Origin of the sequence: Undibacterium sp. 14-3-2, assembly GCF_016595265.1 — a bacterium.
Classification (GTDB): domain Bacteria; phylum Pseudomonadota; class Gammaproteobacteria; order Burkholderiales; family Burkholderiaceae_D; genus Undibacterium; species Undibacterium aquatile.
Map to the genome: position 1 here is coordinate 152,047 of NZ_JAENGS010000002.1, position 25,545 is coordinate 177,591.

Annotated in this window: 21 protein-coding genes and 1 tRNA gene; 12 read left to right on the plus strand and 10 right to left on the minus strand. The window is 51.7% G+C overall.

What is annotated here, in order from left to right:
• Positions 1 to 38: 38 nt before the first annotated feature.
• Positions 39 to 512, minus strand: a complete 474-nt coding sequence (locus Undi14_RS05250) for an Lrp/AsnC family transcriptional regulator (RefSeq protein ID WP_186896709.1) — start codon at positions 510 to 512, stop codon at positions 39 to 41.
• Between the two features lie 206 nt (positions 513 to 718).
• Here Undi14_RS05250 and kynB point away from each other — a divergent pair, with 206 nt between their 5' ends.
• The 7 genes from kynB (at position 719) to Undi14_RS05285 (ending at position 6,240) form a co-directional block, all read left to right on the plus strand.
• Positions 719 to 1,345: an arylformamidase gene (kynB, locus tag Undi14_RS05255; protein ID WP_186883360.1), complete on the plus strand. Its 627-nt coding sequence runs from the start codon at positions 719 to 721 to the stop codon at positions 1,343 to 1,345.
• 82 nt (positions 1,346 to 1,427) lie between these two features.
• Positions 1,428 to 2,678: a kynureninase gene (gene kynU / locus Undi14_RS05260; RefSeq protein WP_200178484.1), complete on the plus strand. Its 1,251-nt coding sequence runs from the start codon at positions 1,428 to 1,430 to the stop codon at positions 2,676 to 2,678.
• Positions 2,679 to 2,766: 88 nt separating this feature from the next.
• A complete protein-coding gene (gene kynA / locus Undi14_RS05265) occupies positions 2,767 to 3,621 on the plus strand; it encodes a tryptophan 2,3-dioxygenase (protein ID WP_200178485.1) in 855 nt (284 codons plus the stop codon).
• A 258-nt stretch (positions 3,622 to 3,879) separates the two neighbouring features.
• Complete coding sequence (locus tag Undi14_RS05270; RefSeq protein ID WP_200178486.1) at positions 3,880 to 4,137, plus strand: hypothetical protein; 258 nt, start codon at positions 3,880 to 3,882, stop codon at positions 4,135 to 4,137.
• 82 nt (positions 4,138 to 4,219) lie between these two features.
• Complete coding sequence (locus Undi14_RS05275) at positions 4,220 to 4,846, plus strand: LysE family translocator (RefSeq protein WP_200178487.1); 627 nt, start codon at positions 4,220 to 4,222, stop codon at positions 4,844 to 4,846.
• Between the two features lie 58 nt (positions 4,847 to 4,904).
• Positions 4,905 to 5,513, plus strand: coding sequence for a fumarylacetoacetate hydrolase family protein (locus Undi14_RS05280; protein ID WP_200178490.1), 609 nt, complete (start codon positions 4,905 to 4,907; stop codon positions 5,511 to 5,513).
• Between the two features lie 139 nt (positions 5,514 to 5,652).
• Entirely contained in the window at positions 5,653 to 6,240 is a 588-nt protein-coding gene (locus Undi14_RS05285; protein WP_200178492.1) for a DUF4124 domain-containing protein, read from the plus strand.
• A gap of 134 nt (positions 6,241 to 6,374) precedes the next feature.
• Here the strand turns inward: Undi14_RS05285 and Undi14_RS05290 are convergent, their stop codons facing one another.
• The 4 genes from Undi14_RS05290 to Undi14_RS05305 form a co-directional block, all read right to left on the minus strand.
• Positions 6,375 to 7,268, minus strand: coding sequence for an ankyrin repeat domain-containing protein (locus Undi14_RS05290; protein ID WP_200178494.1), 894 nt, complete (start codon positions 7,266 to 7,268; stop codon positions 6,375 to 6,377).
• A gap of 361 nt (positions 7,269 to 7,629) precedes the next feature.
• Entirely contained in the window at positions 7,630 to 9,183 is a 1,554-nt protein-coding gene (locus Undi14_RS05295) for a chemotaxis protein CheW (RefSeq protein ID WP_200178496.1), read from the minus strand.
• Positions 9,180 to 10,874, minus strand: a complete 1,695-nt coding sequence (locus Undi14_RS05300) for a PAS domain S-box protein (RefSeq protein WP_200178498.1) — start codon at positions 10,872 to 10,874, stop codon at positions 9,180 to 9,182. The genes Undi14_RS05295 and Undi14_RS05300 overlap by 4 nt, the downstream gene beginning before the upstream one ends.
• Positions 10,875 to 11,274: 400 nt before the next feature.
• Positions 11,275 to 11,349, minus strand: a tRNA-Arg gene (locus Undi14_RS05305).
• 198 nt (positions 11,350 to 11,547) lie between these two features.
• Between Undi14_RS05305 and Undi14_RS05310 the strand changes: the two genes are divergently transcribed.
• Together Undi14_RS05310 and Undi14_RS05315 are read left to right on the plus strand one after the other, a co-directional pair.
• On the plus strand, positions 11,548 to 13,464 hold the full coding sequence (locus Undi14_RS05310; RefSeq protein ID WP_200178500.1) for an ATP-binding cassette domain-containing protein: 1,917 nt from the start codon (positions 11,548 to 11,550) through the stop codon (positions 13,462 to 13,464).
• Between the two features lie 70 nt (positions 13,465 to 13,534).
• The gene (locus tag Undi14_RS05315; protein WP_200178502.1) at positions 13,535 to 14,149 is read left to right on the plus strand and encodes a hypothetical protein; all 615 of its coding nucleotides are present in this window, start codon (positions 13,535 to 13,537) and stop codon (positions 14,147 to 14,149) included.
• 340 nt (positions 14,150 to 14,489) lie between these two features.
• Here Undi14_RS05315 and murB read toward each other — a convergent pair whose 3' ends face one another.
• Entirely contained in the window at positions 14,490 to 15,518 is a 1,029-nt protein-coding gene (gene murB, locus Undi14_RS05320; RefSeq protein ID WP_200178511.1) for a UDP-N-acetylmuramate dehydrogenase, read from the minus strand.
• Positions 15,519 to 15,605: 87 nt separating this feature from the next.
• Between murB and Undi14_RS05325 the strand changes: the two genes are divergently transcribed.
• On the plus strand, positions 15,606 to 16,097 hold the full coding sequence (locus Undi14_RS05325) for a YajQ family cyclic di-GMP-binding protein (protein ID WP_186896721.1): 492 nt from the start codon (positions 15,606 to 15,608) through the stop codon (positions 16,095 to 16,097).
• Between the two features lie 96 nt (positions 16,098 to 16,193).
• Positions 16,194 to 16,823, plus strand: a complete 630-nt coding sequence (locus Undi14_RS05330) for a TIGR02281 family clan AA aspartic protease (protein WP_200178513.1) — start codon at positions 16,194 to 16,196, stop codon at positions 16,821 to 16,823.
• A gap of 30 nt (positions 16,824 to 16,853) precedes the next feature.
• Here Undi14_RS05330 and aroG read toward each other — a convergent pair whose 3' ends face one another.
• Positions 16,854 to 17,921 carry a 3-deoxy-7-phosphoheptulonate synthase AroG gene (gene aroG, locus Undi14_RS05335; protein WP_200178515.1) on the minus strand — a complete coding sequence of 356 codons (1,068 nt, stop codon included), beginning with the start codon at positions 17,919 to 17,921 and terminating at the stop codon, positions 16,854 to 16,856.
• A 68-nt stretch (positions 17,922 to 17,989) separates the two neighbouring features.
• Here aroG and Undi14_RS05340 point away from each other — a divergent pair, with 68 nt between their 5' ends.
• A complete protein-coding gene (locus Undi14_RS05340) occupies positions 17,990 to 18,127 on the plus strand; it encodes a hypothetical protein (RefSeq protein ID WP_186883193.1) in 138 nt (45 codons plus the stop codon).
• 100 nt (positions 18,128 to 18,227) lie between these two features.
• Here Undi14_RS05340 and Undi14_RS05345 read toward each other — a convergent pair whose 3' ends face one another.
• From Undi14_RS05345 to bcsB, 3 genes are all read right to left on the minus strand, one after another.
• A complete protein-coding gene (locus Undi14_RS05345) occupies positions 18,228 to 18,647 on the minus strand; it encodes a tetratricopeptide repeat protein (protein ID WP_190479488.1) in 420 nt (139 codons plus the stop codon).
• Positions 18,648 to 18,650: 3 nt separating this feature from the next.
• Positions 18,651 to 23,009, minus strand: a complete 4,359-nt coding sequence (locus tag Undi14_RS05350; protein ID WP_200178516.1) for a cellulose synthase subunit BcsC-related outer membrane protein — start codon at positions 23,007 to 23,009, stop codon at positions 18,651 to 18,653.
• Between the two features lie 157 nt (positions 23,010 to 23,166).
• The gene (bcsB, locus tag Undi14_RS05355) at positions 23,167 to 25,545 is read right to left on the minus strand and encodes a cellulose biosynthesis cyclic di-GMP-binding regulatory protein BcsB (RefSeq protein ID WP_200178517.1); all 2,379 of its coding nucleotides are present in this window, start codon (positions 25,543 to 25,545) and stop codon (positions 23,167 to 23,169) included.

The window sequence follows — 25,545 nt, forward strand, 5'->3', positions numbered from 1 at the left end:
AATAAGGCGAAAATCAAAGATACTCCCCTGAAATCGCCTTATTCTGCGAGCAGAGCAGTATCAATCTGCTGGGTATCTTTCAGCGTCTGCAAGACGATATTCGAGCGGATATCCAGCACACCTGTGGTTTTGTAGAGGCGTTCAAGGACGAAGCTGGAATAGTGTTTCAGATTGCGGGCGCGCACGCGCAGCAGGTAATTGGCGTCGCCGGTGATGATGTAGGAACCGGTTACTTCCGGCCACTGTTGCAATGCCTGCGAAAAACTCTCATGCCATTGTTCGACATCGCGCCGCATCGTCACCTGCACGAAGGCATCCACCTCCAGCCCGACTTTTTCGGTGTCGATTACGGCGCAATAATGATGAATGACGCCGGCCTCTTCCAGCATACGCACCCGCCGCAGACAGGATGAAGGCGACAGAAACACTTTGTCCGCCAATTCCTGATTGCTGATACGGCCATCGGTTTGCAGGTAATCGAGAATTTTCAGATCGGTCGCGTCGAGTTGCATGGTTTTCCTGTTTTCTGGTGCATTTGCGCGATGCACAAACGCACATTCGCAATTTCCGTCAAATAACCTTTATTTATTCGCAGTATATTCTAGCGATACCGTTTTTGATATTGTGATTTGCAACAATTATTCAGGCAATCCGGCATAAAATCTCTGCCTGTTCTGTTGAGGAGTTTGCTATGTCTGATCTGTCTAAGCTGCCTGAAATGCCCCGCTTATGGGACATCACACCGGCGATACAACCGGGCATTCCGGTCTGGCCGGGCGACAGTGCTTACAGCGCTGAAACCACCTGGCAAATTGCTGACGGCTGTCCAGTCAAAGTCAGCAAGATCACGATGTCCACCCACACCGGCGCGCACTGCGATGCGCCTTCGCATTACGATGTTGACGGTAAATCCATTGATCAGGTCGCGCTTGAGACCTATATCGGTGCCTGCCGCGTGATTCATAGTCTGGGCGTGGCGCAGGTTTTACCGGAACACGTCAGCGACTATCTGCACAATCTGCCGCCACGCGTGCTGTTCCGCACCTATCTGCAAGCACCGCAGATGCAATGGGATGCGGATTTTCCCAGCATTGCCCCGGCAACCATCGATCTGCTAGCGCAGCATGGCGTCAGGCTGATCGGCATCGACAGCCCGTCTTTCGACCCGCAGGAATCCAAAACGCTGGATGCGCATCTGCGCATGAAACAGCATCAGATGGCGATTTTGGAAGGCATTGTTCTCGATGAAGTGCCGGAAGGCGATTATGAACTGATCTGCCTGCCCTTAAAACTCGCGGGACTCGATGCCAGCCCGGTGCGGGCGGTACTCAGGGCGCTGCGATAAATCAACACAATAATCGACGCAATAAGCAACGCAAAAAACACGAACGCATCAACACGCTCACTATTATTTCCAGGAGATGAATATGACCCTAACCCAAAGCCGCGAAGCCTGCGAGCAACTTGATCGACAAGATCCGCTGGCCGCTTTACGCGATGAATTTCTTTTGCCGGACGGCGTTATTTACCTCGATGGAAATTCTCTCGGCGCGCGCCCGAAAGCATCGCTGCAAAGAGCGCAGGAAGTGATCGCGCAAGAATGGGGCACCGATCTGATCAAAAGCTGGAATAAAGCGGGCTGGTTCGATCTGCCGTCCACGCTGGGAAATCAGCTTGCACCGCTGATCGGCGCGCAGGCAGACGAAGTGGTCGTCACCGATTCGACCTCCATTAATCTGTTCAAAGCCATCAGTGCGGCGTTGCAGATGCAATCAGGCGACGCACAACGCAAAGTCATCATCACCGAGCGCAGCAATTTCCCTACCGACATTTACATGGCCGAGGGCATCACCCGCTGGCTGGATCGCGGCTATCAGATACAACTGATAGATTCCCCCGATGAATTGCCTGCGGTGATCAATCAAAATACTGCACTGGTGATGCTGACGCATGTGAATTACCGCACCGGCTATCTGCACGACATGCGCGCGGTGACCGCCCTGATACATCAGCATGGCGCGCTGGCCTTATGGGATCTGGCGCATTCCGCCGGTGCGGTGCCGGTGGAACTGAATGCAGCTCAGGCCGATTTCGCGGTTGGCTGCACTTACAAATATCTGAACGGCGGCCCCGGCGCGCCCGCATTCATCTGGGTACCACTGCGCCATCAGGCTGCATTTCAACATCCATTATCAGGCTGGTGGGGACATGCAAACCCGTTCGCGATGCAGCCACATTTTGAACCAACCGCGAGTATCCGCCGCGCGCTGTGCGGTACGCAGCCTATGGTCTCGCTGGCGCTGGTCGGCTGTGGTCTCGATATTTTCGGCAAAACCACGATGCAGGCGATACGCGAAAAATCGCTGGCATTGACTGATTTATTCATCGCGCTGGTTGAAAGCCAGTGTGCGGCACATCCGCTGGAACTGGTCACGCCACGTTCTCATCAGCAGCGTGGCAGCCAGGCCAGTTTCCATCATCCGCATGCTTACGCGATTATCCAGGCCTTGATAGAACGCGGTGTGATCGGCGACTACCGCGAGCCGGGCATCATGCGTTTTGGCTTCACACCTTTGTACGTGCGTTATGTCGATGTGTGGGACGCCGTTGCCAGCTTGCGCGACATCCTTGATCGCGAAGATTACGATCTGCATGCCAAACGCCATGCCGTGACCTGATCACAGCGGTGATAAAGACAACTGGGCAGACAACTGAGCAGACAAGTCAGCAGACCAGGCAACAGCAACGATAAAAAAGAGGAACACAATGAGTAACGACAATACCAGCGCAGGCAAATGCCCGATGTCATGGCATGGAGCACAAATGGATTTTTCGAATGACATGAGTTACGGCGACTATCTGGGGCTGGATCAGATACTGACGGCGCAACATCCGCGCTCGCCGAATCATAATGAAATGCTGTTTATCGTCCAACACCAGACCAGCGAACTCTGGATCAAGCTGATGCTGCACGAGCTGCATGCGGTGCGGGTACAGATACGCAATAATGATTTGCCGCCCGCATTCAAAATGCTGTCACGCGTCGCCCGCATCATGGATCAGCTGGTACATGCCTGGGATGTACTGGCAACGATGACGCCGAGTGAATACACGGCGATCCGCCCTTACCTTGGTGCGTCATCCGGCTTTCAATCGCATCAGTACCGCGAACTGGAATACCTGCTCGGCAATAAGAATGCGGCTTTACTGAGCGTGCATGAAAGCAAACCAGCGATCCATGCCACGCTGAGCGATGCGCTGCACACGCCATCGATTTACGATGAAGCGATCATGCTGATGGCGCGGCAAGGTCTGGCGATTGATGCTGAGCGCTTGCAAGCCGACTGGACGCAATCGACGACATCCAACGAATCCGTCAAAGAGGCATGGCTGCAAGTCTATCGTGCGCCGGAACAGCACTGGTCTTTATATGAGCTGGCAGAAAAGCTGGTCGATATGGAAACCGCATTCCGCATCTGGCGCTTCCGTCATGTAACAACGGTGGAACGCATTATCGGCTTTAAAACCGGCACCGGCGGCACGGCTGGCGTCAGCTATCTGCGCAAAATGCTGGATGTGGTGCTGTTTCCGGAATTGTTCGCACTGCGTACTGCGCTGTAAGCATGAGTGCCTGTCAAACCTGACTCAAGAATCAAGTCACAACATCCTGGCAAGCCACCTCTCTCCCAGCGGCTTGCCGGGATGTTGATGCCGCGCAATCTTTCGGCCCTTGATGGATTTATAATGTGAGCGTGTTTCCCGGATACCCACTTATTGATTATCCATCCCGTCACAGCAATCTTATTACCATCACCAGTTGCATGATGAATGTCCGTAACAGTAAGAGGGCATAAGAACGATGTCGCGGCTGGATTGATTATGGAGTCTGACATGCACCGCCACGGTATTACCGCTATTCCTGATTTCCCCGCGTCTGCCACATCACTGACCGGTATCGACAATATCGACGCTCAGCGCCACGATCTGCGCACTGCAGCGTATGTAGAAACAGCAATCCGCCTGCAACAAAGCCACGGCACCAGTTGCGCACTGGAATACCTGCAGGCCAATGATGTCGATCCAGTCACCAGTGGTCGTGTCCTGACGCATCCGGAAAGACGCCGCCACTCTCTGTAATTTCGGCATGACATCAGATACCCGGTTGAAGGCAAATCGCAGATAATGTTGATTTGCCTGTGTGCTTTTTCCGGACGATGCCATGCTGACTTTACAAACCGCACTGACTTTCTTTGGTATTTCAATTTTGCTGGGACTGACGCCCGGCCCCGATAACCTGTTCGTGCTGATGCAATCGGCAACGCAGGGACGCAAAGCAGGCATGCTGGTCGTCTTCGGTCTCAGTACCGGCATCATCGTCCACACCTGCGCCATTGCGATGGGGCTGGCCGCTCTGTTTGCCGCCTCGGCAACCGCGTTTCTTGTTCTCAAATTCGTCGGTGCAGCTTATCTTGCGTATCTGGCGTGGGGCGCATTTCATGCTCCGGTCGGCGATACGGCAGGCAACAGCGCACCGGTCATGCGTCCGGCGCAACTGTATTTGCGCGGCATCATCATGAATCTGACGAATCCTAAAGTCGTATTATTTTTCCTCGCGTTGCTGCCGCAGTTTGTATCGGCGGAACGTGGCGCGATAGCGCCGCAGTTTTTTCAGCTTGGTGCTATTTTCATCGTCGCGACGCTGATCACCTTTGGCGGCATCGCCTGGTTCGCCGCCAGTGTTGGTCAGCGTTTGCGCCGCTCGGCACAAGCACAGCGCTGGCTCAATCGCAGCGCGGCGACTGTGTTTGCCTTACTGGCAGCCAAACTCGCATTGGCGCAACGCTGAGAAAGTTTCTAGCATCAATTAAACTGCTCGCTTTGACGACAGAAATTCAGGAGTAAACATGCATACCGTGATACGCGAAAATCAGGCCGTCGTGCCATCCAAAATCGTCTGCGCCGGCCGCAATTATGTCGAGCACATTGCCGAGCTCGACAATGAAGTCCCGACGGAACCCGTAATTTTTGTCAAACCAAATTCGGCTCTGTCTGACGAACTGCGCTCGGATGGTGACGATATTCATTACGAAGGTGAAATCAGCTTCCAGCTGCACAATGGGCAGATCGATGCGGTCGGCTTCGGCCTCGATCTGACCCGCCGTGCGGTGCAGACCAGCCTGAAAAAACAAGGCTTGCCGTGGGAACGCGCCAAAGCCTTTGATGGCTCAGCGGTGTTCAGCCGCTTCGTGCCCTTTGACGGCAATCTGGAAGCGCTACGACTGGAACTGCTGATTAACGGAGAGCTCGCACAACAGGGTGGCACACCGCTGATGCTGTTCAAGCCGCTGCAATTGCTGGCATCGATACAGAGTTTTATGAGTCTCAATGATGGCGACATCCTGATGACGGGCACACCGAAAGGCGTGGGACCAGTTCAACGCGGCGCGATTTTCACCGGCAGAATTTATTCCGGCGACCGCCTGCTGGTCGAGCAGCAATGGACTGCGTTGTAATCAAAAAAAAATAAACCATCACTTTGTAACAAATATTTTACAATACCCCTCGATAAAATCTTTGTCTCCCGCCGCTGAATTGCTGGTCAGAAAAAAGTGCGGGAACAATTCATTACCTTTATTTTTGACTGGAGTATTCATGCTCAACCCGGTTGTCTGTTTTTCTGTTGTGCTTATCCTGCTCGCACCGCTATCGGCACACGCTGATTTAAAAAAATGTGTCAGCAGTTCCGGTACGGTTACCTACACAGATCAACCTTGTGCCAGCAAAGCAGGCGAATCAGTCAAGGAAGTCCGTGACGATGCGGCATTAAAGAAAATCAGCTCGCGCATAAAAGAACAGGATGTGGGGAAAAGTTGTTGGCAACTGTCGCATCGCTATTCACAATGCAACGTCGCTGTTGAGCATTTGCTGATGTCGAATTTCCGCGAAAACTGCAGTATCCCGATGCATCAGTTCGAGCGTGAACGAGCCAAAGAGAATTCACGTTCAAGAAATTATCGTGAAGAACAAGAAGGAAATGATCTTGAATACAACCATCGCTATACCAGCAAAAGCCGCGATGTACTTGAATGTGATGGTCTGCAAAGAAATATGTGGGATTTTCTGAAATCCACATTCAACGACAAGATCAGCCAGCAAGACGCAAAAGCCATCGATTACAAACTGCAAGTGGCTCCTGCTGACGGGCGCGATCCCGTCATTCTGAAACGTAATAAACATTAAGCGTCACAGATACTACTACTGCAAACAACCTAAAAAAGAGCCTCAAAAAAATAGCTTCATACACAGCCAGAGCGCGTATGAAGCTATTTTTTTATGAAGCTTTTTTATAAAGCTTTTTTCACCGTCGTCGGATTTTACAGACGGTCAATCACACTCACATTGCGATAGCGGTAATTGTCACGCGCTTCGATGGCAAGATCTTTCGGCGTATTGCCGTCTTCATCTCTGACTGTCACCGGAGCACCGGCGGCCAGCAAGGTATCCACCACATTATTTGACTGTGCTGTCATCGCCGCAAAATGCAGTGCAGTTCTGCCCTTTTTATCCGTGAGATAAACCGAGGCCGAATTACGCAATAACTCGGCAACGATATCGTTCTTCCCCTCTTTGGCGGCGTAATGCAGAGGCGTCATTCCCAGCGCATCTTTAGCGTCAATATCGGCTCCCGCACCCGCCAGCACACTGATTGCTTTAACGCTGGCGTAATGTATGGGAACACGCCCGACATTATCCGGCTCATTCATGTTGAGGCCCTTGGCCACCAACAGCGCCAGCACTTTATTATCCATACCGCCTTGCGCAGCGATATGCATCAGGGTTTTACCGTCACGGCTACGTTCGGCCGGATTTAATCCCAGCCCCAGAAAATACTCTATCCGGTCGCCCTGCGCCCGCATCGCTACAGACTGCAGCAAAGTCATGTCGCGCATGATGCCGATGTCTTTCGGTTCAGCGCCATTGGCCACGATCCATTTCAGACTATCCAGTGAAGCGCTGCCTGCCACATCGTATAAGAGCCGGTTCATGCGGGCGGTTCCCGCTTTTCTGGCGACATCAGCGAGATTGCTGCGCTCGTTGTTATTATCGATTAAACCTTGCTCAAGAAAGATGGATTGCAACTCCATACGCAGCGGTGCTGATTGCGCCATCCTGCGATTATTGGTCGTACACCATGCCATCAAGCTGACCAGAATCAAAACGATGAAGATTCTTGCCCACACCATGCCACGAGAAGCCTTACCACTCATTCGTACTCCATCACGAAAAATTACAAAATAGATATGGACTATTTTACTGAGTTTTATTTTTAGTGAGGGCATTTTCTGATGACTCGTAATGATGGGACAATTTCCATCCTTGTCTCAGACTCGCCATCTGGCGATGGCACATTACCGTATCAGCATGCCCTTACCGGGCGCTGAATGAAGGTTTTTTAATGAAAATATACTGGGGGGAGTATTTTTTACACCCTTTATTTCATGCCGACAATCAGCATGAAATCGCAGATACTCCCCCTATTTTCAGTAAATAAAGGATGAGGGCAGAGGCAAAATAGTTGCCGTCAGCCGGGGCATGGAAAACGACGTGGCAGCGATTTTTCGTCAGCGTTCAGGATGCCAGTGCCTGCTGCAAAGGTAAATATTCGGCAGGATTCAGAATGCTGTAAGTTTTTTCCTGATCCTGATCGCGCACGGTGATGATCTGAGTAACGCCACTTTGGCGCCGCCCAAATGCCGCAATTTTGCCGCTTCTGGCGGGTAGCAGTATCAGCAACTGCTCAACCGCAAGCCCGATCAGCATGCCGTCGATACGCATGATCAGCACGCGACGTTCCGGGCTATCCGGCGTTGGCGTCTGATTGCTCAGCATACGCAAATCCCACAAGGCCAGTGTCTGCTGATTCCAGATAAAGTTACCCAGCTGCGCAGGGTTTCCCGCTGTATTTGTATCAAGCTGTTCCGGAAAGTGAATGATGGCCTCCAGCCAGCGCATGCCGACCGCCCAGGCGCGTCCGCCCTGCACCACCACATGCGCTTGTAACGCAGCATCCAGGTCCGCCTGATTCGGTTGATCTGGTTGCTGGTTTTGCTGGTCTTGTTTGGCACTCGCGTTTTTCTGGCTCAGCGCACTCAGGGAACATGTATTCACCAGTTCAGCGCCATCGACCAGCAATAAGCGTTCCGCCGCATTCAGATGCAACACACCGCTTAATACGGTGTTGGCAGGTAAACCAGCACTGGCAGCCGTTTGCGCTGCGCTGGTATCGAGTGGCGTCACCGCGCGGGCGACCTGCACCGGTAAGCCCGCATAACGCCCCTCACTGCCCAGTATCACCAGCAAGTTTTCTTGCGCTGATGCCGACGTGTCGTGTGCAGATTCGTCCGCCGCTTGCGGTGGTAAGCCTAATGCCGCCATCGTGCGCAAGACCGGCACATCACGTTCGCGCCAGATGGTCATGCCCAGCCACGCAGGATGTCGTCCTAATATCGTGGTAACGACAGGCATGGAAATCACAGCGGCAACATCGGCAGCGGGAATCGCCAGCACCTGTCCGGCAAGCTCAAACAATGCATGCGGCACTGTGCTGGCTGAGGCTGCGGTAGCGGCAGTAGTTGCGGCCAATTCGCTATCGGCCGCTGCGATGGAAGCCGCAAACTCCTCATCCGCCGCACTCCATACCTGTGACAGCCGGATCAGCGCATCAACATCAAGCAAACCCAGAGCCTGCGACTCTTGCTCACCAGCGGCAATACTGACGGTGGAATGAAACAATTCTTCGTCATCCTCACGCTGAACCACGCGCTGAATCTGACTGCCAGGGACGCGCTGCAAACCTTCAACCTGATCAATCGCCACACCGACCAGATGCGCATTCTGGCGCAATAATAATATCTGTCCGGGTAGCTCGCTGCGTTCATCCGACCACGGTAACCAACGCCGCAAATCAAGCAATGGTATGGTCTGCTGTCTATACACAAACACACCGGCAATCGCCTGATCGCGACGTGGCAACAGCGTCAGTTGCGGCTGTCGGATCGCCTGCACGACGTCGTTCAGCGGCACAGCAAAACGCAAGTCTCCAAGCCGGCAGAATGTCATGCTCAGGCTGCTGTCGTTGCGATGCGCGCCGTTCAACGCTACCGATGTTGCAGCAAGGGTCACAGACGCTCCGTCGACTGATTCAATTCATTGAGCAGCCTGACCACGTTGCGGGTCGCATCCGCCTGCTCGCTGGTTGCGCCGTAAATAGCGGCGATCGATTGCGTGGTGTTATTCATGGAATCGAGAATCCGCGCAAACGAATCACCGACCTGTTCCGACAAGCGCCCGCCCTCATCCACCCGCGTCACGGTTTGCGTGATCAACTTGGCGATCTCGCGTGCTGCCAGCGTCGATTTTTCTGCCAACTTACGCACTTCGTCAGCCACCACGGAAAAGCCCAGCCCTTGCTCGCCAGCGCGTGCGGCTTCGATCGCCGCATTAAACGCCAGCAAATTGGTCTGGCTAGCAATATCGGCAATCGTGTTGATAATTTCGTTGATGTCATTTGACGATTTCTGTATCGCCTGTATCGCTTCTTGCGAACGCTTCAGCACGCCGCTGCCGTCGGCCGCATGTTGCTGCGTTTTCTGCGCCAGATCATTCGAGTGTTCAGAACTTTTGGAAATACTGTCGATTGATGCCGACAGTTCATCAAGTATGCGCGTGATCGATTCGACTTTTTCTGAAATCAGGTTTTCTCTATCCACCTGCTCGGTAATATCCACCGCATATTTTACGACCTTATACGGCTTGCCTTCCAGATCGAGGATAGGATTGTAGGTTGCCTGTATCCAGACTTCTGCGTCGTGTTTTCCTATCCGTTTATAGCGCCCGCTTTTAAACTGGCCGTCCGCCAGGTCCGCCCAGAAATGACGGTATTCCAGCGATTTGACCAGTGCGGCTTCACAAAAAATTTTATGGTGCTGGCCGATGATTTCCTGTTCGGTAAAGCCGAAAGTACGCAAAAAATTAGCATTCGCCGTCAGGATATTTCCCTGTAAATCGAATTCAATCACCGCTTGCGAACGGGAAATCGCATTTTGCTTGCCCTCAGATTCTGCCTGCCTGGTACGCAACTCTGTAATATCGGTCGCAAACTTCACGATCTTGTATGGCTTGCCATCCGGATCAAACACCGGGTTGTACGACGCCTGTATCCAGACATCCTTGCCATGCGCATCGAGCCGTCGATACACACCGGCATCAAATTCTCCGCGCCCGAGGCGTTCCCAGAAATTCAGATATTCGACAGAACGCGCTTCGTCCTGCGTGCAAAACAGGCGATGATGATGCCCCGTTATCTGTTCGATGTTGTAGCCGAAAATCTGCAGAAAATTCTGATTCGCCACCAACACTCTGCCATCAAGAGAAAAGTCAACAACCGCCTGCGCGCGGTCTATCGCATTGATTTTTCCCTCATCGTTTGCGCGTCGTAATTTTTCAGCGGTGATGTCGGTCGCAAATTTGACGATGCGTGCGGGCTTGCCATCATCGCCCATGATGGGGTTGTAAGACGCATGCAACCAGACTGTTTTGCCATCTTTACCGTAGCGATGAAATTCACCCGAATAAGTTTCACCCTTGGCTAACTTACTCCAGAACTGGCTATATCCTATGCCGTTGACATAAGCCGGCTCGCAAAAAATCTTATGATGCTGGCCGACCACTTCGTCAAGCGTGTAGCCCATCGTTGAGAGAAATAATTCATTCGCATGCAGGATATTGCCTTGCAGATCAAATTCGATAATCGCCTGCACACGGTTGAGCGCTTCGATCAAGGCATTCTGGCGAGAGATACTGGACTGGTTCATGACGGTGCTCTTTATGTTTGATACTCAGTGATGATGGCTGAATCTGCCGACTGCTGTGGGGACGTGAAGGAACGCTCTGGCCGGCACGCTCGTGGCTGAAAGTGCGCATGCCGCTAAAAGCTAAAAATAAGCTGAAAAAAGCCACCGGCATAACATCGCTAAATTTGACAGATGATTAAAAATCAGCGTTGCATTGTTTTTATGTTTATGGATGCAATCGCTTGATTCTATAGGATATTCAGCCGCAGCAATGGCTGATTGCCAGTAGGAAATAATATTTAACGAATCAGCCGCGCATCATTTGCGATCAACGCTGACCGCTAATCACAACAACAGAGGGAAAAGTACGTTGATTACTTTGATTACTTTGATTACGTTGAGGAATGAGATGTGCCAGGACTGGTCCCGCCGACAGGAATCGAACCTGTATCTTACGCTTAGGAGGCATACGTTCTATCCATTGAACTACGGCGAGACACGGTGTGAACAGCGACAGGTGCCGTTCAGCAAGCCCGCCATCTTACCTGAGCAGCCCCTAACAATCAATCAAGGCCGTATCAAGCTTCAGTCAAAGACGAATCAAGATCGTTAAGCGCTGCGCTGCCTGTCGTACAATACGGGTTTTCTCCAATGTAGTCCGGCATGATCTGCCGTACTGATCTCACAGGTATTTATGGCAGTTATCTCATTAAGCGATGCCCAATTGGCATTCGGTCACGTTGCTCTGCTCGATCATGCAGAGTTTTCTCTTGAAACCGGCGAGCGCGTCGGTCTGATCGGCCGTAACGGCACTGGCAAATCTTCTTTGCTGAAAATTATCGCCCGCACTTCAAAAATCGATGATGGCCTGCTGGTGCAGCAACAAGGTCTGAAAATCGCGTATGTGGAACAGGAACCGCAATTTGACCAGAACATCAGCGTGTTTGACGCGGTGGCTTCCGGCCTCGGTGAATTGCCTGCGCTGTTGCAAGAATATGAAAGCCTGACCGGCCAATTCGGTGGCGATAATGATGATGCGCTGATGGAGCGCATGCATGATATTCAGGTCAAGCTGGATGCCGCCGACGCCTGGAGCCTCGGCAATAAAGTCGAAACCACGCTGGATAAACTCAATCTCGGTAAAGACGCGATTATGGGTACGTTGTCAGGCGGGATGAAAAAGCGGGTGGCGCTGGCCTGCGCGCTGGTCAGTGCGCCGGATGTGTTGCTGCTCGATGAGCCGACCAATCATCTGGATTTTTCCTCGATTCAATGGCTCGAAGGTTTGCTGAAAGATTTCAAAGGCAGCGTACTGTTCATCACGCATGATCGTAGTTTCCTCGACAACGTGGCGACCCGCATCGTTGAACTCGATCGCGGCAAACTGACTTCGTATCCCGGCAATTTCACCACTTATCAGACCCGCAAAGCAGAGCAGCTGGAAAATGAAGAAGTCGAAAATGCCAAGTTTGATAAATTTTTAGCACAGGAAGAAATCTGGATACGCAAAGGCGTGAAAGCCCGCCGCGTGCGCGATGAAGGCCGCGTCAAACGCTTGGAACAATTGCGTCTGGCACGCAGTGCGCGACGTGAATTGCAAGGCCAGGTCAAGCTCGATGTCACCACAGGCGAGCGTTCCGGCAAGATCGTCGCCGAATTGGAAAATGTCAGCAAATCGTTTGGCGAGAAAGTCATCGTCAGAGATTTTTCCAGCATCATTATGCGTGGCGACAAGATAGGTCTGATCGGTCAGAACGGCGCCGGTAAAACCACCTTGCTGAAACTGATACTCGGTCAGGAAACACCGGATAGCGGCACCATCAAGCAAGGCAGCAAATTGCAGATCGCGTATTTCGATCAGATGCGCGCGCAGTTAAACGATGAAATGAGTCTGGCAGAAACGATTGCGCCGGGCAGTGATTTTGTTGAGATCAACGGTCAGCGCAAACATGTGATGTCGTATCTGGGCGATTTCCTGTTTGCACCGGAGCGTGCCCGTTCACCGGTCAAATCTTTGTCCGGCGGCGAACGCAATCGCCTGTTGCTGGCGCGCCTGTTCGCCAAACCAGCGAACGTGCTGGTACTCGATGAACCGACCAATGATCTTGATATCGACACGCTGGAATTGCTCGAAGAATTGCTCGAAGAATATACCGGCACCGTGTTCCTGGTCAGTCATGACCGGACTTTCCTCGACAATGTCGTCACACAGGTGATCGTCTCTGAAGGCGCAGGTCAGTGGCGCGAATATATCGGCGGTTACAGCGACTGGGAACGTTACAGCAATTCCGTCGCCAAATCCGCGGTGAAAGCAGACAGCAAACCAGCCGCCAATGTCGCCAATACAGCAGCGACCGCAAATGTACCCGCCGCCGCGAAAGCCAAAAAGCTCAGCTACAAAGAGCAACGCGAGCTGGAAGAATTGCCTAAGCTGATCGCGCAACTGGAAGCAGAGCAAGCCGCGATTACCGCGCAACTCGCCGATGCTGACTTGTATAAAAATGGACCGGACGAAGCAAATAAATTGAATGCGCGTTTTGCTGAGATCGATGAGGAATTGCTGACAGCGCTGGATAAATGGGAAACCATCGAAGCCAGAAGCAAGGGCTGAATCCAACCGCAGTAAAGCAAAGAGAGGTGCACGGATGGCACCTCTCTGCATTTGGACTACAGGAGTCACTATGAAGACACGACGCGAACTATTCTCAGCCTCAACCGTGCTCGGCAGCTTGCTACTGGTTCTCAGTATGACGACGGGTGCGCAGGCGCAAACCCTGTATCGCTGCGGCAATTCATATCAGGACAAACCCTGCGACAAAGGCCAGAAAGAGCAGATCTTAGGTAAGCTCGCCATCACAGACAATACGAATAAACCGGTGGTCGATGCGTCGTGCCGCTTGCGTGGTGAAGACGCCAAAAAAATTATCTGGATGCGTGAAGCCGGTGCGACGCAAGAGCGTGTTTTGTCTGAAGCTGGCACCGAAGAGCGCAAGAAACTGATCAATGAAATTTACGCGCAACGCGGCAATGCTGCGGATGTGCGGGCAGCGGTTGAAAAAGAATGCATGGATGAAAAACAGCGTGCAATGAATGCCGCCAAACCAGCAGCACCAGCCCCGGCCTCGGCACCTGCTGCCAACGAAAAAGCCGCACCTGCAAGTGCGCCTGACAATGGCGAAGCGGCGCGTAAAAAAGCGATGTGCGATAAGGTGCGTGAAGCGCTGGTCAGCCTGCGTCAGGCAGGCAACGCGGGCAACGCCGACAAGGATTTAAAAAGCATGGGTTGCGATCGTTGAACCGTGTCAGCACGTGAGACTTTGCGGTCAGCATGGTTTTGAATTTGCCCGATAGTGCCAAAATACGGCCAAAGACGCGCCAAAAGGCCTTAAATATACTCCCCCCAGTATATTTTGAAGCCCTTTATTTATGCTGAGATAAAGGCGATTTTGATAAAAAGGAGGGGGAGTATCCATATTTCGACAAAAATACGGCGAATGCATCAGATTCTCAGCCTGCATGATCTGATTTAAATGAGCGTTGAAATGGGCGCTAAAAGGTGTGCTGAAACAGGTTTAAAAAAGAACGGCATCTGCATCTGAGATGACGCCGTTTTACGCTGCAACCATCAGGCAGAAATCAGACAAACACCGGCTCAATTTCCAGCGTCACCGCAAACTTCGCCAAAACATCGGCCTGCACCGCCTGCGCCAGCGCGCGCACTTCTGCGCCGCTTGCACCGCCGCGGTTCACCAGCACCAAGGCCTGTTTTTCATAGACACCGGCACGTCCCAGATTTTTTCCTTTCCAGCCGCAACGCTCAATCAGCCAGCCTGCCGCCAGTTTGTAATCGCCTGAGGACTGCGGATAACTGACCAGATCGGGATAGTTCAGCAATAGCGCATCGCGCTGTGCCGCGCTCACCAGCGGATTTTTGAAAAAACTGCCGGCATTGCCGATCACCTGCGGATCGGGCAATTTCGCCTGACGTATCGCAATAATCGCATCGCTGATTGCGCGTGGCGAAGGCGCGCTGATCGCTTGCAGTTGCAAATATCTGGCGACATCGGCATAGCCAATTTTAGGCTGCCATTGCTTCGGCAAAGCAAACTGCACGCTGGTAATCGCCACCTGGTCTTTCAGCGCATGTTTGAAAATACTGTCGCGGTAGGCAAACTGGCACGCAGCCTTATCCAGCACCAGCATCTCGCCAGTGGAAAAATCAAATGCTTCGAGCTGAAACAAGGCGTCCTGCACTTCCATGCCATACGCGCCGATATTCTGTATCGGTGCCGCGCCGACCGTGCCGGGAATCAGGGATAAATTTTCCAGGCCACCCAGACCCAGCGCCAGCGTCCATTGCACAAAAGCGTGCCAGTTTTCACCGGCCTGCGCCTGCACATAAACAAATTCAGCATCTTCACCGACGATGGATTTGCCGAGTAAATCCATCTTCAGCACCAGCGCATCAACCTGATCCGACAACACCAGATTACTGCCGCCACCTAAGATCAGACGTGGCATTGCAGCGAGCACAGGGTCGTCGCGCAACGCGCGTAACTGCTCAATGTCAGTGATGGATAAAAAGTAATTCGCTTGCGCCGCAATACCAAAAGTATTGTACGGTTGCAGCGAAACGTCGCGGGAAAAAGAAAGATTCGTCGTCATAGGGTGCAAATTATAGCTGCTGCGCTTTGTGACAGCCGCGCATTTGATAAAATGACGCACGTTTATTTATTTCACCAAGGAAGCACTATGCCCTCATTTGATACCGTCTCTGAAGCAAACATGGAAGAAGTGAAGAATGCGGTCACGCAATCGAACAAAGTCATCACCAATCGCTTCGACATGAAAGGCACCAGCGCCAAAATCGAACTCAAAGATAAAGAGCGCGAAGTCGTGATTTTTGGCGATACAGAATTCCATCTGGATCAGATTATTACTGAGCTGACGCAAACCATGGGAAAACGTAAAGTCGATGTGCGTTTCCTGGATTTCGGCAAAGTCGAAAAAATCGGCGGCGACAAGGTCAAGCAAGTCATCAAAGTCAAAAATGGCATTGAGACCGAAGACGCAAAGAAAATCGTCAAAGTGCTGAAAGACAGCAAAATGAAAGTGCAGGCCAGCATACAAGGTGACGCGGTGCGCGTTCAGGGCGCGAAGCGCGATGATCTGCAAGCAGCGATGGCTTTACTGCGCAAAGAAATCAAAGATCTGCCGCTGGAATTTAATAATTTCCGCGACTGATTTCTGACGCGGCTATTGTGCAATATCGCACGATGTTGCACGATATTCCTTGATATCCGCGTCATTCAGCCTTCCGACCTCACACCGAAAGTCACCATGAAACGCTTTGCCCTGCTGCCTCTTTTATTGTGTTCACTGACGTCCTTCGCTACGGACGTCGGCGTGGTTGGTTTATTCCCGGGCAAGGCGATACTGGTTGTCGATGGCGCGCCGCCCAAGGCTTATGCGGTAGGCAGCGCGCTGAGCAGCGATACCAAACTGGTTGATGCAGATCGCGAATCGGCCACCATCTTCAGCAACGGCAAACGCTACGTGCTGGTGATGGGGCAAACCGTGCACCGCTCGGCCGCCAGCAGCGGTAACAGCGTGGTTCTGAAAGCCGGAGACCGTGGGCATTTTATGGCCCCCGCCATGATCAACGGCGTCAGTGTGAATATGATGGTTGATACCGGTGCCAGCCTGATCGCCTTGCCAGCCGCCGATGCAACGCGCATCGGTCTGAATTACAAAGCGGGTCGCATGGGCCGCGCCAATACGGCCGGTGGCGTCGTCAATACGTATCTGATCAAGCTCGATACGATCAAGATCGGTGACATCGAATTACATCAGGTGGATGCGTCCGTCATCGAAGCAGGCCTGACGATGCCTTTGCTGGGCATGTCGTTTCTGAACCGCATGGAAATGCGTCGCGAAGGCGATCAGATGACCCTGAGCAAACGTTTCTGATCAGGGTCACAAACGCCAATAAGGCAGCACTTACGCTGGTTGCGCCTCAACGACGCGACGCTGTCTGACCGCCGCGGCCAGACCTTCCAATACCTTGACACTCGAATCCCAGTCGATACAACCATCGGTCACAGACTGACCATACACCAGCTCCTGACCCGGAACCAGATCCTGACGTCCGGCCACCAGATGTGACTCAACCATCACGCCGACAATACGCGTGTCACCAGCAGCAACCTGAGCGCCGATATCCGCACAGACCGGAATCTGGTTCGCCGGATTTTTCGAGCTGTTGGCATGCGATGCATCGATCATCAGGCGCGCAGCCAGACCGGCTTTCGCAATATCCTTGCAGGCAGCATCGACACTCGCTGCATCGTAATTCGGCGTTTTTCCACCGCGCAGAATAATGTGGCAATCTTCGTTACCATTGGTCGAAACAATCGCTGAATGACCGCCTTTTGTCACTGATAAAAAATGATGCGACTGCGAAGATGCCTTGATCGCATCGACTGCAATTTTGACATTGCCGTCGGTGCCATTCTTAAAACCGACCGGGCAAGACAAACCTGATGCCAGTTCACGGTGAACCTGCGATTCGGTGGTGCGGGCGCCGATGGCGCCCCAGCTGATCAGGTCCGCAATATATTGCGGACTGATCACATCGAGAAATTCCGTACCGGCAGGCAAGCCGAGTTCATTGATATTGAGCAGCAGTTCACGCGCGATACGCAAGCCATCATTGATGCGGAAGCTGTTATCCATGTACGGATCGTTAATCAAGCCCTTCCAGCCGACGGTGGTGCGCGGTTTCTCGAAATACACGCGCATGACAATTTCTAACTCACCGGCAAAACGCGTGCGCTGTTCCGCCAGGCGACGTGCGTATTCCATCGCAGCTTTGGTATCGTGAATCGAGCAAGGACCAATCACCACCATCAGGCGATCATCTTTGCCGTGCAGAATATTGTGCAAGGCGGTGCGTGCGTGCGCAGCGGTTTCAGAGGCTTTGACAGAACAGGCAAACTCACGGATCAAATGTGAAGGTGGAACCAGTTCTTTCATTTCGCGTATGCGTAAATCATCGGTACGGTGCATGTTCTCTCCTGTGTCTTTCAAGTATAAATAAGTGCAAATGGTTGAATTCGTGGCAAAAAAAAACCGCCATGACTGGCGGTTTTTTCAGAAATCTGGTTGAGCTTTTTTTCTTTGTGCGCTTACCTTCTTCCGACCGCCTGTGGCTTGGAATAGCTAAAGTAAAAAAAGAAAAAGAAGTGCGCAAGTTTCATAAATTAGGCGTTTAGCTTGAATCGCTATATTAAATTTTGATAAAACTTAAAAAGTTCGGCATTGATATTGCATCAAAAATCAGCAATTGGCAAGCCAAATCCCGCCAATTCGTATTTATTTTTTCCAGAGCGCTGGTGGCTCAGGTGGAATATCGCCTTCAGGATACACATTCATGATGGGTTTGCTCTGCTCTTTCAATTTCACTTGCGGTACGTTGCGCCCCATCCATTGCCGCATACTGGTCAGATTGGTCGCAATATCACGACGCTCAGGATTAAGTCTGACGGCGCGTTCCAGCAAATTCAGCGCGTTTTCATAATCGCCTTGCGCAGCAAGAGACACCGCCTGATTATTCAATGCAGATGCATCAAATGGATTTACTTTCGCCGCTTCAGCAAATTTTTTACTGGCTGCAGCGGCATCCCCTTCCGCCAGATGTACCCGCCCTTCTGCCTGTAAATCCGCAGCGCTTACCAGGGTTGATAACAGCAGCGTTGCCGACGCGACGATCAAGGTATTCATGATAGTTTTCATCGGTCAATTTCCCAGATAGTAAGGCTTAGGTGCAATCGGCGGGAACGAGACCTGACCTCGCCGTGGCTCAAAGGTATAACGGATATACAGCATGCCGCTGGCATCGGTAAAGTCACCGGAATTATCCGCAGACAACCTGCCACCCAAAGTAAAATGCGGCGACAGCAAATACTCTAATGCGCCGGAAATTTTGTATTGCAATCCGGTATGCGACTGCCCGGCATAGCTGCTGGCGATATTCAGTGCAGGATTCGCCGCCGCAAATAACTCAAGCTCGGTCTGGTCTGCACTGATCAACGGGTAATACGGTGCCGCATCTTCGCGGAAATGCTGGACACCTACCGAAGCCCCGGCCTGATACGACAACTTGCCATAACGTCCGCTAATTTCCAGCGGCACATTCAGAGCGACGTAAGATTGCGGGCTAAAATACCCGCCGTGGCCGTAAGTGAAATAACGCAGATTCTTTTTATAGAAACTCGAATTCAGCCCCAGCCCCGTTGTGACTGTGGTGTCTTTGGTCCGGTAAGCACGCCAGTAAATACCGGCACCCGCATCGACCATCGTGTTTTTAACGACGTTTTTACCATTGATGCCATACAGGCCAAGCGCTCCGTAAACACCGCCATCCTCGCCATCGTAGGACGCATCCAGACGCAAGCCGTTTCTGGTGACGCCACCCCAGTTCAGCCCATACAAACTGTCTTTTGCTCCCGCATACGACAGATAACTATCCGTCACAGAACGACGGGACACTTCTGCACTGAAATTGAGACCGTCCGACTGCGTGCTCCAGCGAAGTCCGCCGACAACATTCTGGATAGGGAAGTTCAACGGACTGGAACCGACATCGAGCTTCACGCCGGCTAATTCATAACTCAGATTCAGCGCAACTCCTCTCGCCACCTGCTCTATCGAAGACGCATCTGATAAACCGCGCGTTCTGGCCTGCGTTGAAAAAGCGACTTTGGCAAATTTGGCCTGTTCATTGAGTATCGTGTTGCGTCCGAACTGACCTGCGATATTCGCATCGTTCAGTTGCAAGGTACCGGCATCAATCACGACCGGAATCACCTTCAGCCCAAACTGGCCATAACCCAAGGTAGTGATATGCGCTTCTATCGGTGTTTCCAAATCTTTCAACTGAGATAAACCGCTTTGACCACTGCGTGCGCGGGCAGCAAATCCGGCGGTGACTTCGGAGCGATTTAATTCATTGAGAGCATCAATCTCTTTGATCAGCGCGGCCTCTTCTGCACTGACAGGTGCCGTTGACTTGGCAGAGTCCGCCTTGCGAACGGTGGCAGATGATAGCGGTGAGGCTTTTTTTACCTCGGCTCCGCTGACTGCGTTTCCTGCTACAGGCTTCGCTAGTGGTAAAGGATTACTGCGGATCACCGCAGAACCCTGCGATACTGGTGGCGCAGCGGGCACACTGAGCAATGCTGGCACGTTCACTGGTTTGCTACCGGCATTGCCAGCAACAGCCACGCCATTTGAGTGACTGACGGCTGCAGGTATAGCTGTCGTATTTGTTGTACCTGATGTACTTGTAGAACCGGGGGTAACTCCATTCGCAACAGTCTGTGTTGCAGAGACCGGTGCGACCGCTGCGGATGTTGCGCTTGCAGGCTTCGCCGCGGCAGCATATTGCGGTGCAAGTTGCGGCACCTCTTTTAATACCGGTGGCGTGGACGTTGCTGCCGCACTCGCTGATGCTGGTGCTGCGACTTGAGCAACCGCCGGAACATCATCAGCCTTGCGTTCAGCAAAAGGATTGACTTTGAAATTGTTGAGGTTGTTAGCAACCGAACCTGGTGTGACCAGACGCAAACCATCAACACCTGCGCCGGACAATGGGCGCTGTGCCTGTTCCAGTGCCAGTGCTTTTTTGAAATAGCCTAAGGCTTTGCCGTTATGCCCCTGTGCCCGTGCAACATTCCCCGCCAGCGCAATAAAGCGCGGATTCTCTGGCTGCATGCGCATTAATTTATCAAGGTAATTTTCAGCGCCACTGAAATCTTTGATCTGTATCGCCGCAAAGACCAGTCCTTGTAAGACCTCGGGATTATCCGGATCGGTTTCCAGTACTTTGGTGTACAACTCTTTTGCCGGTTCGCTGTCACCGGCAGACGAATAAATACGCGCCAGGGTCAGCAGCAATAAATTATCGTCCGGCGTCTCTATGAGATAAGGCTGGATATAAGCGTAAGCCGCTGCGTAGTCTTTTGCTTCTCTGGCGCGCTCGGAGTAACGCATGGACAATGCCTTTTGTAATTGCTTAAAGGATTTAATTTCATCCTCCTGCAATTTCGGCATCGCTGCCACCTTACGCATGACGGCTTCCAGCTCGGCTTCCTGATTCGCCTGCATCAAGGTGCTGGCGTATTGCAACAAAAGGCTGGCGGAAGGTTGCTGCGTATTTTGTACCGCCTGCCGTATCATGGCAAAACCGCGTTCGGTATCGCCTAACTTGATGTACAAGGCCGCAAGAGTACCGATGTACTCGTTATCTGTTCCTGCGGCAGCTTCAATTTGTGTCAGGATTTCCCTGACCTGATCGACATAACCACGTTTGTTCAGAAGATCAATCCGGTCAAGCTGGACGCGTATCCATAATTGCTTTTGCAGGGCAAACATTTCTGGTTTGCGCGCGTTGGCAGGGACTCGCTCCAATGTTTGCAAACCCTCCCACCAAAGTTGCTGCATCTGACTGAGCAAGGCGCTGACATAAAGCGCCTCTGCATCGGGCTTTTCAACATTGGTCAGTGCATCTAACAAAGCCTGCGCCTGCGGTGCCATGTCCCGTTTCAGATAAATTTTGGCCAGCGACATTCTTAACCAGGCATCTTCCGGCTTGATCAGAATCGCGTCTTCCAACACCCTTTGCGCGCCGACGATATCGCCTGCTGCTTCAAGTTGCTTTGCCTGAGCCGCCATTTGTTCAGACTTCAGATTCGCGACGATCGCGAGGTGACGAGGTAATAAATATTCACCGAGCGCCTCCAGATCACTGAGCCGCTTCTGCAAAACATAAATCCCGATCAGGCCATCGAGCGCGCGCATTTCTTTTTTATCTGCATTAAAAACACGCTTAAAGTTTTCTTCTGCGCCAGCCATATCGTTTTCAGCCTGCAACGCATCGGCGAGTTGTAAAAGTCCGGATGGCTCGGTGCCATTGATCTCAACCGCTTTACGCAATAACGCGATCCCTTTTACGCTGTCAGCGTCTTCAAAAGCGGTGCGTGCATCTTCGATCAGTGCCCAATAATTGGCGCCGTCAAATGCTTGCTTCCAATTCGATTTCGCTTTTGCGGACGAAAAATCTAAGGCTTTTTGCAGAAATTTACGCGCTTCAATAAATTCTTCCTGGCGCATTTTGACCAGCCCCATGCCACCATAACCAACAGGATCTTTAGGATGAGATTTGATCAGTGACTGGAATTCTTTCTCTGCCGTCGGCACATCATTGGCATCCAGTGCCTTAAAGCCGATTGCAGATCCTTTTGCTAAAGGACTCTCAGGCTTCGGCTTATTCACGGGACGGCGCTCTTCCGGCGTATCGTTTCTGACCGGACGATTCACGCTCGCGAGTTTGTCTTGTATTGTTTTATCCTGCGGGTGTTTTTCCAGATAGTTCCGGAAATACTTACTGTTGCTGCTTTGCAGCCCCATCCAGGTTAATGCCTGACGCCATGCCTCTTCCGCCTGCCTGGATACGTCAGCTTTACTGGTCAGACTCTCCAGCAAGGCTAGGCCTTCCGGTCTGCTGGCATCGCGGTATGTCAGCGTTTGCGCATAAGCCAAAGCATATTTATGGTTGGAGGGATTTTCTTTCGCCAGTTTTTCAAGGCCGCGTTTTGCCTCGGCATAACCAGATTTAGTACCGGCCAGCACCTGATAATATTCAAGCGCCGCATCACCTTTCAGGCGGGACGCATCGCCGATCATGCGATAACTGTCCGCCGCGGCTTCGGTATCGCCTTGCTGCGCCAGTCTTCTGGCATTTTCAAGCTGAGACTTGCCCCCGGCAGTACCAAGACTGATCGCTTTTTCTACCAGCCGAATTTGCGCGCTTGCCGCCTTCACTTCTTTCAGCTTATCAAGATGATTTTTCGCTAAATCAGCATTGCCGCTGTGAGCGTCGAATATACCCAGTGCGACCAATGCCTCAATATTATTCGCATCGACTTTCAACACCTTACGCCAAGCATCCGCCGCATTATCGTCACGACCGCGCTGCTCCCAAAAATGTGCCTGTTCAACTAATTTCTGGGTCAGAGGAGAGTTTGCAAAAGCAGTGCTGCATTCGACACACATCGCTAAAAGCGCCAACGCCATCGCTTTTCTTTTGAAAACCATTACCATCCCCTATTCAACACTTTGATGAAGCGATCTCTACCTCAATTGGAGATTTTGAAATCTGCTTTAAAACTGGCATTAAATTATAAACAGGCAGACCACAACAATGTGGTCTGCCTGCGTAAATTTACTCTTTTATTCAGTTATTTTTGATGTATCAATGTTGATCTTTGGGCTCATTCGCCTTCAAGCGCTGGGCTGCCTTTTTCCGTAAATAACGGAACAGTAAAGCGGCGGCAATCAATGACGCCAACATCAGGAAAGCAATCAGCAAGACTGGTTTTGTCGACAGATTCCACTTCAGCCAGGTCCATAACGGCAGATGACCGGAATAATAGGTGTTACCGATCAATGCATTGATGACCTTATCACCTTTAATCAACACCAGATCGCCCTGGAATTGGCTGCGAAGATCGGCTTTATTCAAACCATCAGTCACATCCAGTAAGCCACGGGGACTGCCAGAAGTCACGACGACGACGCTGTGACCGCCAGACAATGGCGATTCAAACTGCATAACGGTGCCAAATGCACTTCCGGTGCTGGCTAACATTTCGCCGGATTTACGCTCGAGTTCATCCAGATCTTTACCAGCCCAGCGCGCCAGAACACGTAAAAATCCGGTCGGCAATTGTAAACGGTTCCCTGTTTCGTCAATGGTCAGTGGCATATATTTTGACCATTGTTTCAGCAGAGGCTGGTTACCGTTAGTCGCAATCACGAGCAAATCTTTATTGCTGTGTTTTTCGACATCGCTACCGTAGATTACGGTATTGTTAGTGACCGGATAGCCGGTTGATTCCCCCATACGCCCCATCAGATTGAAAAAGACTTCCAGCTCCTGATTACTGGCGCGCTCAGGGAGAATGACAGCCGTTTCAGATAAATCTGCCAATTTGGTAAACGGGAAGCCAGCATTCGCAATGTAGGCAAGGTTGGGGTATGTCGCGTAATGCGGCATGTGTGAAAAATCTATGGTCGAATCCGGGTCAATCGTAGAGCGCACGTTATCCAGATACACATCTTTACAAGCGCCTTGCTTAGGATAGTCATAGAAGAAGTGAAATTGCAGTTGGTTCTCAGCGCCGATTCTGAATGTCGGTACTTGTATCTCCTCCTGAGCGTAACGCAAGCCCGACTTAAAGAAAAGCATCACAGATTCTTTGATCTTGCCTTTTTCCGGTTCTGCACCAGACAAAGACAATGCGCGGACAAAACCATCATTAATACCGATATTTAACGTCGACTTGTCTATCGTTGGTCTGGGTGTGAAGCGATAGCGCAGATCCATAGGAACACCCTCGGTCTGCCAGGTGAACAAGTCAGGTGCCACCCGCATGTTAATCCGGATCAGATCGGGCGTCAGACCATTCACCTGCAAACTTTGCAGCGGGGTCAGCTCGCCGAATTTAACCGGCCGCGAAGTTGGCAACCATTTAGGTGCATCATAGGCTTTACGCAGCGCGGGCTCTTTAAAGTTACGGATAATCGCCGTCTGACCTGCCAATGCCGTTTGTCCCAGTGTCAACGCTTGCGTCGCAATTTTCAGCTCTGCATTGTCACGTCCTAAAACTAACAACAACTTTGTTTTCGGGTTTTGCGGATTTGGTACCACCATCAAGGTCGGGCCATTGATCACAGGTAATTGCACACCGGCAGGTGCTTCTTTCGTCGTTGCAAATACGATCGCATGCGATTTTGGCATGCCGTCGGCGACCGGAAAACGAGCACCGCGATAGGACGCCAGCTGACCAAACCAGGAAGCCACAACACCGGCATTGCGCAACAGATCCAATGATGCGCCGCTCGGTAACACAAACGGTAACTCCAGCAATTTGGAGTCGCGCTTGTCAAAGAATGGCCCAGGCAACAGCGCCAGATCATTCGCCAGATCGATTGTGCTGACGGTCAGCTCCAATTGCGTCGTATTACTGATTTTCGCCCACAAACTGGAATGATATGGGTCTTCACATTCTCTGGTGTAATGCCCTATCAGTTTAAAACTGAGCTGATTAAAGTCTGCAAAAAACCGTGGATCGATATTATCTTCGCGGACGATCCCCTTAGGATTATCTTTCGGCAGGGGCACAACGCTGACCAGCTCATTGTTAACCGAAACTTTAATATGGGACAAATCCGGCAACAGCGCTGGCGAATACGCAATTCCATAACGTATTTTTGCCGAAGTAATCACTTCGTCACTGCGGACTGTGAAAGGAAATGTACGCTCACCTTCAACACCACGCAATTCGATATTCGAGCCCTGCCCCATCTGCTTGAGGCTGATGGTATACACTTTTTGGCCAGGAACTGGCGTCGAAGCAACGGCAGAGGCATCACTTGTCAGTGTTTTTTCCGTTTCTTCCGTTTGCGCTTCAGCAGATTTTGCGCGCTTCGATTTCGCAAAAACGTCATCGTGCGCCGTCACACTCATGCCAAATGCAATTGCCAGGGCAAGCGTGGTTTTGACAGTTTTTTTCCAAGGCAATGTTGATTTCATGTTTTTCACAATGTTCGCTTCAGTAAGTGTATTCAT